This is a genomic window from Hydrogenimonas cancrithermarum (assembly GCF_030296055.1).
Lineage (GTDB): Bacteria > Campylobacterota > Campylobacteria > Campylobacterales > Hydrogenimonadaceae > Hydrogenimonas > Hydrogenimonas cancrithermarum.
On record NZ_AP027370.1, the window covers coordinates 1,254,448 to 1,269,871 of the forward strand.

A 15,424-nucleotide genomic window follows, 5' to 3' on the forward strand; every position below is an offset into this window, starting at 1 on the left:
CGGCTCAGACCTTCTCTACCAGGAAAAGCGGCATGTCGTACTCGACCGGCTGGCCGTCTTCCACCAGGATATCGAGTATTTTGCAGTCGAACTCCGCCTCGATTTCGTTCATGATCTTCATCGCCTCGATGATGCAGAGCGTCTGACCTTTGCGAACGACATCGCCGATGTTGACAAACGGAGGGGAGTCCGGTGAAGGTGAGCGATAGAAGGTACCGACCATCGGAGAGGTGATGTAATCGGCATTTTCCGGGATGCTCTTCTCACTCTGCTCTGTCGGAGCGGGGGCTGTTGCGGCAGGCGCCGGAGCGGCCTGTACCTGCTGTACCGGTGCCGCTGTGGCCGCCACGGCCGCACCGCCTTTTTCGAGTGTCAGCGCAAAATCGCCGTCTTCGACTTTCAGCTTGCTCAAATCACTGCCGTTAAATACTTTTATCAGATCTTTTATCTCTTTCAGATTCATCACATTCTCCAAAAATTTAAAGTAAGGTGTAATATAATAACACATCTATATTTAGAGGATGATTGATGGGGCTCAAGAGCGATACGTGGATACGTGAAAAAGCACTGAAAGAAAAGATGATCGAACCGTTTTGTGAAGATCAGGTGGGCAAAGGGGTCGTCAGCTACGGCCTCAGCAGTTACGGCTACGACATACGCGTCAGCGACGAATTCAAAATCTTCACCAACGTCAACGCCGAAGTGGTCGATCCAAAACACTTCGACGAGCGAAACGTCGTCGATTTTCAAGGCGACATCTGTATCGTGCCGCCCAACTCCTTCGCGCTCGCGCGCACCGTCGAGTATTTCCGCATTCCCCGTAACGTCCTGGCGATCTGCCTGGGCAAAAGCACCTACGCCCGCTGCGGTATCATCGTCAACGTCACGCCGTTCGAACCCGAGTTCGAAGGCCACATCACGATCGAAATCTCCAACACGACACCGCTTCCGGCCAAAATCTATGCCAACGAAGGGATCGCACAGGTACTCTTTTTCGAAGGTGACGAGATGTGCGAAACGAGCTACAAAGACAAAGCCGGCAAATACCAGGCACAGACCGGCATCACGCTGCCGCGCATATTGAACGAAGATTGAGACAGACACTCATTCTGCTTCTTGTCGCACTCTTTGTCGCGGCCGCTTTCTACCTCAACCGCTCGCGCCATCTCTCCAAAACGGAACACCGCCACGAAACGAAGCGCGAAGCGGCCGAATGTTCGGTGTGCAGAGAAAAAGAGAGTAAAAAGACACTGGAAGAGCTGCGCTCCGTCGCCTACCTGGAACGCTACATCGAAAATGTCATCAACAACGGCTCGTCCCAAAAACTCGGGTACGCCTACGGCGACATGCAAGCCGGTTTCGCCGATCCGGAGGCGGCCAAAAAGATCGCTGCCTACGTCGTCACTCTGGCAGGTCTGAAACCGACCCATCCCGAGTGGGTCAGGGAAGGACACACCTTCTATGTCAGCAACTGCGGCGGATGCCACGGCGAAGACGGCAAAGGTGTCCACGGAACCTTCCCCGACCTGACGCGCCATCCGCTGCTGGGAATCGAAAAGCGCATCCGCGAGGCCGAGAAGCTGCGCTCATCCTCACCGAAAGAGTGAAGCGAGCCTCTTCCAGTCGATCTTTTTCATCAGATCGAGCGCCTCTTTCCAATCCATGTTCTGGAAGTTCCCTCCCAGCACGGCGTTGTCCGCCAACCGGACGACGATGCCCCCCGAACGCTCTTTTTTGTCGTAGGAGATACCGACCTGGAATCCGTCGATCGTTTCGAGTTTCACCAGCGCCTCGTCGTTTTCTATCGTGGTGCCGGCGGCGTAGGGTCCCCACATCATCATCGCCTGCATGCCGCTCACCACGGTCACTTCCAGGCTGCTGTCGCCTTTGGTATAGGTTTTGGCGGCCGTCACCACTTCGCCCATCATCGGGTTGACCATCTTCATCCCCTCACATTTGGTGAGGGACCATCCGGGAATCTCTCCCAACTCTTCGCACAGCGTCTTGTAGTTCGGAAGATTCGCACCCAGAGCCAGTGTGGCGCCGAGGGCCACGCTCAGTATACTTCTCGTTATCGGTTTCATCGTTCACTCCTTCTGTAGATATGTATGGTATCGAAATCACTGATAAACAGTGCATCGTCTCCCGCCGTCGCGTCCAGCACCGTCGAATCCGCAAAATCGACGAGCTGGCGCAATCGCAAATCCGAGGCGTCCAGCACCTTCAGCGCCACCGCCCGCCGCTTCAAACAGCCCCGGTAGGCGGCGAAGCGATTGTGCGGGGCGCTCATGAAGCCGAAGATATGGCGCCCATCCCGCGAGGGGAAAAAGAGGCCCGCATAACTTTCGTGCCTGCGGGAGGCGGCCACGGTGCGGCCCGTTTCGGCATCGAAGATCCGTAGCGCCCCGAAAATCGTCGAGGCGACGATCCTCCCGTCGCCGGGAAGAAAGGCGACGCAGCGGTAGGGTTTGTAGCTCTCTTTCGTCCGCCACCGCAGGGTTTTTGTCTCGTAATTCCAGAGTCGTCCGTTGTCGTCGAAGAGCCAGGGGCGGGTATGGGCGAAGACGAAAGCCCCACCGCCCCCTTCGATCTCGAAAACCGGCCGCAGGCTCTTCGTGTCGAAAAGGCCGATGCCGCCGTCTTTCAGCAGCAGGGCGACACGCTCGCCGTTAGGCGAGAAGCGGTAGTGGGGGACGCGATAGGATTTTCCGAAAGCCTCCCCCGAACTGTCGCGGGAATCGAAAAGCAGGGTGCGCTTTTCAAGTCGCCAGGTTTTTCTGTCGATGAAACGCAGTGCCTTCTGGTTCCACTTTTTCGGGTTTTCGACCAGAAAGGTCAGAGACTCACCGTCGGATGTGAAGCACACCTCGTCGACGGCGTTGGCGAAAATGGCGGAATAGAGCCTTTTGCCCGAGGGTACGGCCAGAACGTCGATGCGCCCGACGGGGTGGTAGCGCCCTTTGCTATCCTCCACGCTCAGATCGGTCAACACCGCCAGCTCGCGCCCGTCGGGAGAGAAGTCGAGCGACAGGACCGGCTGGTCGATACCCAGAGCGACTTTGCGCCATTCACCCCGGCCGCTCACCAGAATCACCCCCGTTTCGCCCAGATTGCCGATGGGCTCTTTGGAGGCTTCGGGGTGGCTTTTCGCATAGGTCAGCGCCCCTTTCAGAAACAGCGGCACCGCCTCCTGCACCACCGCCGGAGGCATCAGGCGCTTCACCCACGAAGGGGCGCCGGACTCCTCCCGGGCCGCGGCTTTGCGGCCCGCCTCTCTCATCGCCTTTTCATACTTCTCCCAGCTGCCGTATTCGCGCCGGATCCCTTCGTCGATGATGGTACGCATCCTCTTTTCGTGGGCTTCGAGCTCTTCGGGGGTGGGCTCGACCTTGCTGACGTAACCGAAGGCGGCCCACTCGCCGCCCGATCGCGCGGGAGTGAAGTAGTAGGTGCCGGGAATTTGGATCTGCCGCGTCTGCTCGAACGGTGCGGCCCAGATCGCTGTGGCGAAGAGGAGAGAGAGGAGCCAAAGCGCTCTCATCTTGGCACTCCACCGAAAGGAGCGATCGGAAAGGCGGCCGGCCCACGCGGCAGCGCGAAGGTTTTGGCCCGTTTTCTCGCTTTCGCGTCGATCGTCGTCTCGCCCCCTTCGAATCCGAAGTCGATCAGTTCAGCACCCGGTCGCCCGGGAAGGCGGACGACACCGAAAGGGACCCGTTCACTCACGAGTATCGTCTCCCCCGTTTCGGAGGTGATGGCAGTCGCTTCAATCCTCTTTCCGCTCTTTAGCCTGACCGACCGCGAAGAGAGCCGCGGTATATGGGAACAATCGGGTGGTACATGGATCTGAGCGGGAGTGAGAATGGTGCTGAGACTCCGGCGCCCCATAAAAGTTTCGAGTATGGATAGCTGGGAGTAATCGAGCCGAAAGAGGCCATTTTTCGTGCGCACGAACAGGAGACGTGGATCGAGGGTGCGCATCGTGTAGGTTTCGCCACCGATCGTGAAACGTTTGTCGACGATGGCGTACCAGACCTGTTCGACCACGGGAGCATTCCCAAACTCGATACCTTGCAGGGTCGAGTTTCCGATGCGCGCTCTGCCGGCGTAGACGGCTTTGACGCTCCGGTCGCCGGCACGATACTCGGCCCACGCGCCGGGCTCGAGTTTTTCGAACGCATCGGTCACGATGGCGTTTTGCAGATCGAACAGTTTTTGACTCGTTTCGATGCATAGCGCATCGTTTCCTGCCATCAGGGGCAGCAGAGAGAGTATCAGCGTCAAAAAAATCCGTTTCATTCCATCCTCCTATCTCAGCAATTCATAGCGGGGGCACCCCTCGGCGTCGATAAAGAAGCGGGCGTTGTTGTCCCTAGCTTTCCATCCCGGGGCGGGGGTTTCGACGATACGTCTGTATCCTCCCTCCCCATCGGGGACCCACCTCCACTCTTTCGTTTTGGCGGCACATCGGGGCGGAAGGTAGTAGAGGAGTTTCCCCCCTTCGGCCAGATGCGCGATCTGCTCCCGATCCTTTGCCGACAGCCCCAGGAGATACCCCCGGTTTTCGAGGGTTTCGAGAATCGTTCCGACGGCCTTGCCAAAATCGTAGTCGATTCTCTTTGGATGGGACTCTGTCCAGTAGATATCTTCGCGGCTGCGCTCCTCATCTCGGCTTTCGGGGAAATGTGCGCCGTAGACGACCTTTTTGAGCAGGGCGTTGATCCGGTGCAGGCTCGCCCTGGCCTCCTTCAGGCTTCCGAATCCTCCGGGCTCTCCGATGTTGGCTTCGATACGGAGGGTCTTCGGAGCTGGCCACCGAAGCTGCCACTTGAGAAAGTCGGGTTCCTGTACAGACGCCGCTTCCCCGCCCCCTTTTGGGCAGAGATCGCGATCCTCACCGCTGCATTCACACCGCTCCTCTCCCGTGAGTTTGCGAACGAAGGCTTCGTCGATCTTTCGGACCAGCTTCGCGTCCCCGGATTCGGGAGGAAGCTGGCAGGCATGAAAAACATCCCAACTGCCCATACACTCTTTGCGCTCGAAAAATCGGCTCAGATCCACCTGCGAACCCACTTTCGTGACCACTCTTTCCGGAGGGGGCGCCACGAGCACGATCTGTGCGATGTTCTCTTGGCTCTTTCCGATTTCGAGCCTGCGCGCCCCTGCCCTTTTTCTCAACCTCTCCACCTCTTCGGCGGGCGGTGTTTTCAGAGTGACGCCCGCTCTGTTCAGCTCGATGGCGAGGGTGTCCGGCATCGGCGGGCAGGCGAAGAGCCACCCGGCCAACGTCAGCAGGAGTGCCAGAGCTTTCATGGCGCTACTTCACGATCCGTATCTCCACCCGTCGGTTCTTCGCGCGGCCCGCTTCGGTGGCGTTGTCGGCGATCGGGTCGGCTTTGCCCTTTCCGACGATCTCGAAAAGCTTCGAATCGACCTTTTCGCAGTAGATCAGATAGTCCGCCACCGACTGGGCCCGCTGCAGGGAGAGTTTCAGGTTGTAGGCATCCGATCCTACGTTGTCGGTGTAACCGGTGACGATCAGCTTTTTGGCCGGATTTTCACGGATGATGTCGCCCACTACGCTCAGCGCCTCTTTGGCTTCGGGCTTGAGGATGAACTCGTTGAAACCGAAGAGCACCTTCTCCGGTACCGTCAGTTTCATCCCCTCTTTTGTCTTTTTGACGCCGATGCCCAGCTTTTCGGGGGTGGGCTTGGCCTCTTTTTTGGTATATCTGGCGACACGGATATTTGAAAGAAGCGCGCCGTAGGCCGGCATGTCCCAAAAGACGAATTCGAAGCCGTGGGCTTTAGCCTGAAAGGGGATCGAGGCCAGCCTCTTGCCATCGACGAAGACGCGGTACTGATGGCGCCGAACCTGAAGGGCAAAGTGAAGCTTTTTGACGCTTGGGTGCCGCACATCCATCAGCTTGCCCACCTGGCCGAACTGGATGCGGTCGCCATAGAAGGTGAGATCGTAGGGTTCGTCGATATGCGGATGGGCCTCCCTGTCCCACTCTTTTTCGCTTTTACCCTGGGTCAAGAGGCGCATTTTCACTTTGGGATTGATCCCCTTTTTGCTTTCAGGGTTGAGGAGCAGGTCGTACTCGATCGAAAAGTCGTTGCCGCCGAGGGCCAGCTTTTTCCAGAGCCGCATGCCGTTGTCGGTGGAGGGAGCGATCCAGATATGGTCGTCGAATTTGACGCATTCGACCGCCTTTTCGAACTTGTCGAAGCCCTCGGGAAACTCCCCCACCGGGCAGTCGCGGAAATCGGTCTCGAAGAGTACCTTGTCGCCGGGTTCGAACTTGGTGTACTTCGTCTTTCCCGTCACCAGGCCGCCGGCCACGAGCAGCACCGGCAGCAGGAGCATCCATGAAAACGCGGCGATCTTTCTCATCTTTCACCTCCTTTTTAGCTTGTGAGGCTAATGAAACTTTAGTCCTCGATTTTAAAAATTATACCACGTTTTTTTTCGTCGTTTTGTGACCTGGTACACACTTTAATATCTCATATCGCAATACAATCCATATCGAAAGAGTGAGCCATGAAGGGGAGGCACGAGGAACGACAGCGCCACTCCGATTCAGGTGCAGGGGCTCTGAGGCGCTAAAGGCGCTTTTCGAGCCACTTGCAGAGGAACCAGACGGCGTAGAGGTGGTGTTTGAAGCGCCCCTTTTTCGACTTTTCGACCATGAAGCGCAGGCTCGAATCGTCGAAGAGTTTCATCATCGCGTTCACGCGGTCGATGACGGCAAGCTCGCCGCTTGCGTGAAGCCACTCGATAAAGGGGTAGGAGAACCCCTTCTTTCTCCTCTCGACGATCTCGTTGGGCAGGTAGCGCTTCGCTACCTCTTTGAGCAGCCATTTTGGCCGCTCTCCCATGCGCCACGCAGGATCGCATGAAAAGAGCGCCTTTACCAGCATCCGGTCCATGAAGGGGCTGCGGGCCTCGATGCCGTGGGCCATGCTGACACGGTCGAGTTTTTTCAAGAAAACCTCTCCAAGCTGCACCTTGATGTCGATGTAGCTGTACCATTGCGAGCCTACCGCATCGCCGAAGCGTTCGATGTAGTGCGCGATCCATGTCAACGACCGATCGTCTTTGACATTCTGTTTCAAAAGGCGGTTTTGCTGCAGATCGGTGAAGAGTTCGGCCGAAGAGCGAAAGAGCACGGAATCGTCGAAGATACGTTTGTACCACTCCCACTCCCGGTTGGGGCTGTAGTGGGCGCGGAAGTAGTTGCGCAGCCAGTTTTTGAACTTCAAGTCACGGGCCCTCTCGATGTCGGCCATCTCGTAATAGGGGCGGTAGCCGAAGAAGAGCTCGTCCGCCCCGTCGCCGCTGAGAACGACTTTGACACCCGCTTTTTGGATCTTTCGGCTCAGAAACCAGAGCGGCACCGCCGCCGGGTCGCCGAGCGGTTCGTCCAGATGCGCCGCCAGCGCGTCCGCGCAGGAGAGGAAATCTTCCATTCCCATTTCGTAAGCGTGATGGTCGCTGCCGATACGCTTCGCCACCATCTCGGCATACCTGCGCTCGTCATACTTTTCATACCCTTTGTAACCGACGGTAAAGGTAGGCAGCGGTTTGGCCAGTCTGCGCTGCGCCATCGCCGCTACGAGCGAACTGTCGATCCCGCCGCTGAGCAGCGCGCCCAGTGGAGCGTCGCTCACCAGGCGGTAGCGGACGGATTCATCGATCAGCGCTTCGAGCCGGTCGAATCCGATACTGCCACTGCCGGGATCTACGGGCAGCACCTCCTCGACGGTTACATCGATCTCTCCCTTCTCGTATCGCAGATACCCGCCGGGTTCGAGTTGGGAAATCTGTGGAAAGAAGGTATATGGCGAAATGAACGATTGATAGGAAAGGTAAGAAGGGATCCGGTCGCGGGACCATCGGATTTGGGGAAACATGGAACGGATCGCCTTTATTTCGGAAGCGAAGAGGAAAGTCTCTCCGATTTTGGCGTAGTAGAGAGGCTTTTTGCCGAAGGGGTCGCGAAAGAGGTGGAGGACCCCGTCGCGCCAGAAAGCGGCGGCGTACATCCCGCGCAGACGCTCCGGCATCTTTTCGCCCCACGCCAAAAAGGCGCGCCCCAGCACTTCCGTGTCGCTTCGGGTACCGAAACGGCTACCCAGCTTCTCGCGAAGCTCGCGGTAGTTGTAGATCTCGCCGTTGAAAAGCACCGTCGTGCCGCCGACGCGCATCGGCTGGTCGGCCTCGGGAAGCGGGTCGATGACGGCGAGACGGTGGTGGGCCAGAAAGAGGCCCGGTTCGGCGACGATGCCGCTGCCGTCGGGCCCCCGATGGGCGAATGTCGAAAAAGCCCTGCGGGCCGCCTTTTCGTCGTAGGGGCCGACGATGCCGAAGATCGCGCACATGCTCTAATCCGAACGCTTTTTCAATCCCGTCGAGACGATTTGTCGCATCGCCTCCTCATCCGCGTAACGAACGCAACGGATCGATGCTTCGATATACTCCCGGGGTGTAAAAAAACTGTAATCGATGAGGTGGTATCCGTTGTACGTGGCGATGAGGTCGAAAAAAAGTCTTGTAATACGGCCATTGAGTTCATAAAAAGGGTGCAGGGCGATCAGTTCGCATTTGAAGTACGCCAATTCTCGGGCGAAATCGTCTCGTGTAAAAGATTGGCAGTTTGTGAGATATTTTTTCATTTTCAATTCCGAAAAAATACGTTGCGATTCGCTTGCAACGTAAAGACCCCGACAAAACAACGAATCACCCTTTGCCATGTCGAATGTACGATACTCCCCGGCCCACTCGTAGAGAGGGGAAAACGTTCTGTAATGTAGTGATTTGAAATAATTTTCGTCGAATTGCGTGGTTTCATCGAGTTCGGAGATAAATGTCTCGTAAGCTTCGTAAAGAAGTTCGCTTTCCAACGCATGGATGGTTTCGGAATCCTCAATGCCCAGTTTATTGACGGGAACATCGGTACCCGGGTAGTAGATGGGGCTATCGCTTAGCCGATACTTTGACATGGACTCTTTTTTTAAGGGCGCGAACGATGCGGCACACTTTCTCTTTCGGGGGTTTGTATCCCTCTATCGTCTGCGAGATCGTGACAGCACGTCTGATTTCGGACTTTTCGATCGTTTTCATGGCTCTATATTACCATGAATCGATGCGAACTGTAAAATCCCCCTCCAGGTAACCCTCGTAGAGCGTCACCCTCCCGAAAGGGCGGCACGCCTTTTCGATTTCGCGGGGGAGCCAGTGGTTGAAGGTACCATCGCGCTCTTTGCCTTCGAGCAGGTTGAAGACGATGCCCCGGTTGGCGGCATCGAGGCAGCGTTTGATCGCCAGCAGCGTCTCGAAACGGGTCAGCAGGTTGAAGCTGCCGCTGGCGAGATACCAGTCGGCTTCGGGAAGCGGGTCTTTGAGCATGTTCCGACGCAGAATGTTTCGCCCCGTGCGCTTCCTGGCCTCTTCGACCATCACGTCGAGCATATCGATACCGATGTAGCGCTTCGGCAAAAGACTCTTTTCCCGCATATGGAGATAGAGGTCGCCGAAACCGCAGCCGGCATCGACGACGGTTCTGTTTCGGATATCTTTTATCTGCTTGAGCAGCATCGTAAAACGCCTTCTTTGGCGCATTTCGTCGCTCCATGCGACGCCTCTGGCATTGAAGCCGTGTCTTTCGATGGAACGGATATAGAAGAGAGACTGGTCGATACGTGCCATAATGACCTACAAAAAGAGGGATTTCAAGAATTTTATCGAAAAGAAGGAAAAAAAGAGCTTTCCGAAGCCCGAAAAGGCTCCGGAAGAAAAACGACTACTGAAGGAGTCGCAGCACGTTCTGCTGAACGGCGTTCGCCTGTGAAAGGGCGTAGGAACCGCTCTGAGCGAGAATGTTGTATTTCGCGAAGCGTGCGGACTCTTCGGCGAAGTCGACGTCGCGGATCTGGCTTTCGGCTGCGGTCACGTTGACCTGGGTGACGGAGATGTTACGGATCGTCGATTCGAGCTGGTTCTGGACCGAACCGAGGTCAGAGCGGGTCGCATCAAGTTCCTTCAATGCAGCGTCGGTAATGACAATGGCCATTTCGGCACCTATACGTGAAAGAACATTAACATCGTCCAAGCTCGTATCGTTGGCTTCGGGGGTGAAGCCTCCTGCCGTAAATCCAAAAGTTGCCGGATCGTTTCCGCCTACCACAACTTTTTCGTCACTGACGATACTCACAGTACCTTTGTTGGAACTGTTGTGAATTCCTTCTTGACCAGATGCAAAGCTGTATGTAGCAGCGGCTGATCCTGCGATATTTATATCGGCACCGGTGTTTGATACAAGAGTGATAATACCACCGTTTGTTCCGTCTGCGATCGAGGAATTTTCCAAACCATCAATCGCTTGAATTGCGGCAATCAGCTCGTCTGCAGCGCTTCCCGCCACTGAAGAACCATATGTACCGGCCATGTCGTGCCCATTGATGATCAATGCACCTTCGGCGATCGTTACTGCACCTGTATCAGTTGTAAGCAATCCGTTTGCCGCATCATTAGTTCCTGTTACGGTTGTTGTGGAATCCGTCAAACCTGTTGCAGCTGTTGTAGCTGTTCCACCGAGATCGATACTAATGTTTCGACCATCTTCAGCAACGAGTTTGATTTTACCGTTGGCAAGTTCCGCTTTAACACCTGTCAAATGGCTTACATCGTTGATCGCTTTCGCGAATGCACCATCACTGTCATTGGCAGTAATAGTGACTTCACCGATATTGATACCGTTAATTTTGACATAGTCGGTGTCTCCGTCAAGCGTAACACCGCCAATAGCTCCACCTTGTACTTCCGTTTTGGCGGTCGCGAGCAATCCAGTCTCGTCGGAAATGGCTGCAGCAACGCTTTTTGCACTTAAAAGGTCATTAGGATTTTTTTGATTAAGGGCAGTTGTGACATCTATACCGTTGATAGTGAGCTCGCCTTGATTAATCACATAGCCTTTTGAAGTTTCTGTTACATTGTCCGTACCATTAACCATCGATGTGGTACTGATATCATTTCCAGAAACACTTGTGATTTCTCCCACTTCCGTTGTCCTTACAGAAGAGACACTTAAACTGACAGTTTCACCGGCATATGCACCAATGTGAAATTTTTTGTCAGTATATGTGCCATCCAACAGTTTCAGACCATTGAACGACGTAGTTTTGGCAATGTTGTCCGCCTCTTCGAGGAGCCGGTTGATGTCGCGCTGGATTGCCTGGCGAGAGTCGGCGTTCTGGCCGTCGGAGGCAGCCTGGATCGCTTTGGTGCGGACCGTGTTGATGATGTTGATGTACTCGTCCAGCGCCCCGTCCGCGGTCTGGACGACACCGATACCGTCGTTGGCGTTTCGGATGGCCTGTCCGAGACCCTGCGCCTGTGCGCGGAGCGAGTCGGCGATCGCCATGCCCGAGGCGTCGTCCGCGGCTTTGTTGATGCGAAGTCCGGAACTCAAACGCTCAAGTGACGTATTGAGGTTTTTGTTCGTCATAAGTGCATTGCGATGTGCATTCATCGCACCGATGTTTGTGTTGATTCGAAATCCCATGATTTCCTCCTTGGTTGATTTGGGTAAAGAGCGTCCTTGCTCTTACATAACCAGATCGGACATATGGAAAAATTGTTTAGGGAGCCGCTTCGAAAAAATGGAAACGGCAAGAAATTATGGAAAAATCGCGGCTATTTTTTGGCGGCGGCGAGCTGGGCGTCGATCATCGACTGCAGGGACTGGAAAGAGGAGTTGAGCTTCCCGATCAGCGCGTCGTAGGCGGCGAAACGCTTCGCCATCACCTCATATTTGGCCTCGATGGAGGCGAGGGCCCGGTCGCGGCGCTCCTCCAGACTCTTTTGGCGCTCTTTGAATTGGGTATCGAGGTTGGAGAGTAGTGAATCGCGGCCCACTGCCGCATCGTCGAGGTAGTTTTTGAGGTTCAGGAAGATACCGGAGCGCTCGTCGCTCCCCGCGAAAGTCTCCTGAACGCTCTCGGTCTCTTTTTCAAGCGAAGAGACCAACTTTTCCTTGTCGAGACTCATGATCCCGTCTCGAGTGACGTCGATGCCGAAATCGGCCAATCCTTTGCCATTGGGTGCCACGCCCAGTGCGATACGGGTGATGGAGAGTTTGAGCGAAGTGATGGTGCTGTCGCCCTGGAAGATGCCGGCCGTTTTGTTTTCGGCGTCGTATTTCGTGTCGGTATCCAGCGTGCCGATGAGTTCGTTGTACTGGTCGACGAAAAATTGTACTCGGTCCGCGATGCCTTCGTTGTCCTGTGTGATGGAAAGATGGTTGGCACTCGTGCCTTCGCTTTTTAGCTCGAGGGTCAGGCCGACGACCAGGTCGTCGACGGTGTTGGAAGAGCGGACGATGTCGACGCCGTTGAAAGTGAACAGGGCGTCGCGTGCGTCCTGGACGTTGGCTTCGGGAGCCGTGAGGTTCAAAAAATCGTCGTCGGCCGTGTTGGGGTCGCCGTCGTCGAAGGAGAAGCTCATCGCCTGGTCGGCACCGGTTTCGGCGGTTTTGAGGATAAGGCGGTAGGGGTCGGTACCGCCCGTGTTGAGCAGCGTGGCTTCCACGCTGCCGCCCATCTTTTCGTTGATCAGCTCTTTGAGGTCTTTGAGGGTCGTGTTCGCGGCCACGGTGAAAGTGGTTGCCTGGCCGTCGATGGTGATGGTCATGTCGGTGTCGACAGTGGTGACCACCGCGCTGTCGGAGGCGAAACCTTTGGTCTGCTTGATGTCGGCTCTGGCGAGCTCTTTGACGGTGATGTCGATCTCCTGGGCTTTGGTGCCGTCCTCCACTTCCACCTCGATGTTGTCTCCCGTGACGTGGACGGTACGTTTGGCGAAGAGTACGGGGTCGGAGAGGTCGAAGAGAGAGCTTTTCAGCGATGCGGTCATCGTGATGATTTTAGCGAGTTCCGTCTCTTTGCTTTTGACCGTTTCGATCTGCCCGTCGAGGGGTTTGATCTGGGCGTCTTCGTCGACTTTGCGCAGTTTGTCTATAATATCGTAGCTGAGTGCGCCGCCGCTTCCCAACCCGAGGGAACTGAGCGCTCCGAAATCTGCCATGGTTCAATCCTTTGATTGGCTTATCTGCTCCTATATCGGTTATTTCTTAAAATAGTTTAAGATGGCATTATGTTAGAATTGCAGCCATCGAATTTTTTTATCTACCATATTATATAGGAAACAACATTGAAAAACCTCATCATCGTCGAGTCGCCGGCCAAAGCGCGCACCATCAAAAATTTTCTGGGGAAAGATTACGAAGTGATCGCCTCCAAGGGGCACATTCGCGACCTTCCCAAACACAGCTTCGGCATCAAGATCGAAGATGACAGGTTCGAACCGCAGTATCGGGTGGACAAGGACCACAGTGCCATCGTCAAGCAGATCAAGGATCTGGCCAAAAAGAGCGACCAGGTCTACATCGCGACGGACGAGGACCGCGAAGGGGAGGCGATCGGCTACCATATCGCCAAGGCGATCGGCAAAGACCCGGAAGCGCTGCCGCGCATCGTCTTTCACGAAATCACCAAGAGCGCCATCCAGCACGCGCTGGAAAACCCGCGCAAAATCGACATGGACCAGGTCAACGCCCAGCAGGCGCGCCGGCTTCTCGACCGCATCGTCGGCTACAAGCTCTCGCCTCTGTTGGCTTCCAAAATACAAAAAGGGCTGAGCGCCGGGCGCGTCCAGTCGGCGGCACTGAAGATCGTCGTCGACCGCGAACGGGAAATCCAGGCGTTCAAACCGGTCGAGTACTGGAGCGTCGATGCCGTTTTCAGACCGGAAATCGAAGCGGGGCTTGTCGAATACAGGGGCAAGAAGATCGAAAAAATGACGATCGGCGACGAGAAAGAGGCGCGTGAAATCGAAGCGACGCTGAAGGGCGAAACCTACCGCGTCAAAAGCATCGAGAAGCGACAGCGCAAGAGCTCGACACCGCCGCCATTCATGACGTCGACGCTGCAGCAAAGCGCTTCGGGGCGCCTCAGTTTCTCGCCCAAAAAGACGATGATGATCGCACAGAAGCTTTATGAAGGCGTCAAGACCGATCAGGGACAGATGGGGGTCATCACCTACATGCGTACCGACAGCCTCAACATCGCCAAAGAGGCGCGCGACGCGGCACGCGAGACCATTTTGAAAACCTACGGGGAGAAATACCTGCCGCCCAAGCCGAAGATCTACAGTTCCAAAGCCAAAGGCGCGCAGGAGGCGCACGAAGCGATCCGCCCGACGCGTCTCGACTTCACACCCCAGATCGCGGCGAAGTACCTGGCACCCGACGAACTGAAACTCTATAAACTCATCTACAACCGCTTTCTCGCCAGCCAGATGGCCGACGCGATTCTCGAGTCGCAAACCATCCTCTTCGCCTCCGAACACGGCGTCTTCAAGGCAACGGGCCGGAAACTGCTCTTCGACGGTTTCTACCGTGTCATGGGCTACGACGACAGGGACAAACTGCTCCCCGAACTGAAAGAGGGCGAAGAGGTGCCATTGGAGAAACTGACGGCCAACCAGCACTTCACCGAACCGCCGCCACGCTACACGGAAGCCAGCCTCATCAAAAAACTCGAATCCCTCGGCATCGGCCGTCCGAGTACCTACGCACCGACCATCTCGCTGCTGGTTTCGCGCGAATACCTCAAGATCGAAAAGCGGCAGCTGATCCCGACCCCGATCGCCTTCACCGTCATCGAAATTCTCGAGAAACACTTCCCGGAAATCGTCGACTCCAATTTTACCGCCGAGATGGAGGAGAAACTCGACGAAGTGGCCGAGAAGAAGGTCGACTGGCAAAAACTTCTGCTCGATTTCTACCAACCCTTCATCGAAAAGGTCGAAAAGGGGAAAAAAGAGATCAAGAGCCTCAAAAAGGCCGAACCCATCGGACGTGAATGTCCCGAATGCGGGAGTGAACTGCTGCTTCGAAGCGGCCGTTACGGTGACTTCATCGCCTGCAGCAACTACCCCAAATGCCGCTATACCGAAGCGATCGAGAAGGAGGGTGAAGAGAAACCCACACCGCAGACGACGGATGAAGTGTGCGACAAGTGCGGTGCACCGATGGTCATCAAGAGCGGCCGGCGCGGAGCGTTTCTCGCCTGCAGCGCGTACCCCAAATGCAAAAACACCAAACCGCTCGAAAAGCCCAAGACACTCGAGGTCAAGTGTCCCGAATGCGGCGGCGAACTGCTCGAGCGCAACTCGCGCCGCGGCAAATTCTTCGGCTGCAGCAACTACCCGAAGTGCACCTTCGTAAGCAAGTTCGAGCCGACCGAGAAGAAATGCCCCGAGTGTGGCTACCCGATGGCACGGCGTACCTTCCGCGGCAAAGAGGTTTATGAGTGCATCAAGTGCAAACACCGGGAGGATGCCGAGCCGGCATCCTGATGT

The 15,424-nt window shown here is 55.8% G+C and carries 14 protein-coding genes and 2 pseudogenes; 3 read left to right on the forward strand and 13 right to left on the reverse strand.

Going from position 1 to position 15,424, the window contains the following annotated elements:
• Positions 1-4: 4 nt before the first annotated feature.
• Positions 5-463: an acetyl-CoA carboxylase biotin carboxyl carrier protein gene (gene accB / locus QUD54_RS06420; RefSeq protein ID WP_286336004.1), complete on the reverse strand. Its 459-nt coding sequence runs from the start codon at positions 461-463 to the stop codon at positions 5-7.
• A 65-nt stretch (positions 464-528) separates the two neighbouring features.
• On the opposite strand from accB, the gene dcd reads away from it, so the two are divergent.
• Together dcd and QUD54_RS06430 are read left to right on the forward strand one after the other, a co-directional pair.
• Positions 529-1,095 (forward strand): dCTP deaminase, encoded by a 567-nt coding sequence (dcd, locus tag QUD54_RS06425; protein WP_286336005.1) that lies wholly within the window; start codon positions 529-531, stop codon positions 1,093-1,095.
• Positions 1,092-1,607: a c-type cytochrome gene (locus QUD54_RS06430; protein ID WP_286336006.1), complete on the forward strand. Its 516-nt coding sequence runs from the start codon at positions 1,092-1,094 to the stop codon at positions 1,605-1,607. Before dcd ends, QUD54_RS06430 begins: the two co-directional genes overlap by 4 nt.
• Here QUD54_RS06430 and QUD54_RS06435 read toward each other — a convergent pair.
• From QUD54_RS06435 to fliD, 12 genes and pseudogenes are all read right to left on the reverse strand, one after another.
• Positions 1,593-2,084: a hypothetical protein gene (locus tag QUD54_RS06435; protein WP_286336007.1), complete on the reverse strand. Its 492-nt coding sequence runs from the start codon at positions 2,082-2,084 to the stop codon at positions 1,593-1,595. The two genes, QUD54_RS06430 and QUD54_RS06435, sit on opposite strands and share 15 nt — an antisense overlap.
• A complete protein-coding gene (locus tag QUD54_RS06440) occupies positions 2,081-3,541 on the reverse strand; it encodes a WD40 repeat domain-containing protein (protein ID WP_286336008.1) in 1,461 nt (486 codons plus the stop codon). The genes QUD54_RS06435 and QUD54_RS06440 overlap by 4 nt, the downstream gene beginning before the upstream one ends.
• Positions 3,538-4,299, reverse strand: coding sequence for a hypothetical protein (locus QUD54_RS06445; RefSeq protein WP_286336009.1), 762 nt, complete (start codon positions 4,297-4,299; stop codon positions 3,538-3,540). Before QUD54_RS06445 ends, QUD54_RS06440 begins: the two co-directional genes overlap by 4 nt.
• 9 nt (positions 4,300-4,308) lie before the next feature.
• Positions 4,309-5,313: a hypothetical protein gene (locus tag QUD54_RS06450; protein WP_286336010.1), complete on the reverse strand. Its 1,005-nt coding sequence runs from the start codon at positions 5,311-5,313 to the stop codon at positions 4,309-4,311.
• A gap of 4 nt (positions 5,314-5,317) precedes the next feature.
• Complete coding sequence (locus QUD54_RS06455; RefSeq protein ID WP_286336011.1) at positions 5,318-6,397, reverse strand: OmpA family protein; 1,080 nt, start codon at positions 6,395-6,397, stop codon at positions 5,318-5,320.
• Positions 6,398-6,606: 209 nt separating this feature from the next.
• Positions 6,607-8,385: an asparagine synthase (glutamine-hydrolyzing) gene (gene asnB / locus QUD54_RS06460; protein WP_286336012.1), complete on the reverse strand. Its 1,779-nt coding sequence runs from the start codon at positions 8,383-8,385 to the stop codon at positions 6,607-6,609.
• Between the two features lie 3 nt (positions 8,386-8,388).
• Positions 8,389-9,006 (reverse strand): Fic/DOC family protein, encoded by a 618-nt coding sequence (locus tag QUD54_RS06465; RefSeq protein WP_286336013.1) that lies wholly within the window; start codon positions 9,004-9,006, stop codon positions 8,389-8,391.
• Positions 8,981-9,127, reverse strand: a complete 147-nt coding sequence (locus QUD54_RS06470; RefSeq protein ID WP_286336014.1) for a hypothetical protein — start codon at positions 9,125-9,127, stop codon at positions 8,981-8,983. The genes QUD54_RS06465 and QUD54_RS06470 overlap by 26 nt, the downstream gene beginning before the upstream one ends.
• A gap of 9 nt (positions 9,128-9,136) precedes the next feature.
• The gene (locus tag QUD54_RS06475; protein WP_286336015.1) at positions 9,137-9,712 is read right to left on the reverse strand and encodes a class I SAM-dependent methyltransferase; all 576 of its coding nucleotides are present in this window, start codon (positions 9,710-9,712) and stop codon (positions 9,137-9,139) included.
• Between the two features lie 94 nt (positions 9,713-9,806).
• Positions 9,807-10,040 (reverse strand): annotated as a pseudogene (locus tag QUD54_RS12050) (flagellin); the annotation flags it as partial.
• 645 nt (positions 10,041-10,685) lie between these two features.
• Positions 10,686-11,567, reverse strand: a pseudogene (locus QUD54_RS12055) (flagellin N-terminal helical domain-containing protein); the annotation flags it as partial.
• Positions 11,568-11,698: 131 nt separating this feature from the next.
• Complete coding sequence (fliD, locus tag QUD54_RS06485) at positions 11,699-13,087, reverse strand: flagellar filament capping protein FliD (protein ID WP_286336017.1); 1,389 nt, start codon at positions 13,085-13,087, stop codon at positions 11,699-11,701.
• Positions 13,088-13,213: 126 nt separating this feature from the next.
• Here fliD and topA point away from each other — a divergent pair, with 126 nt between their 5' ends.
• Positions 13,214-15,421 carry a type I DNA topoisomerase gene (gene topA / locus QUD54_RS06490; RefSeq protein WP_286335907.1) on the forward strand — a complete coding sequence of 736 codons (2,208 nt, stop codon included), beginning with the start codon at positions 13,214-13,216 and terminating at the stop codon, positions 15,419-15,421.
• The last annotated feature ends 3 nt before the right edge of the window (positions 15,422-15,424 follow it).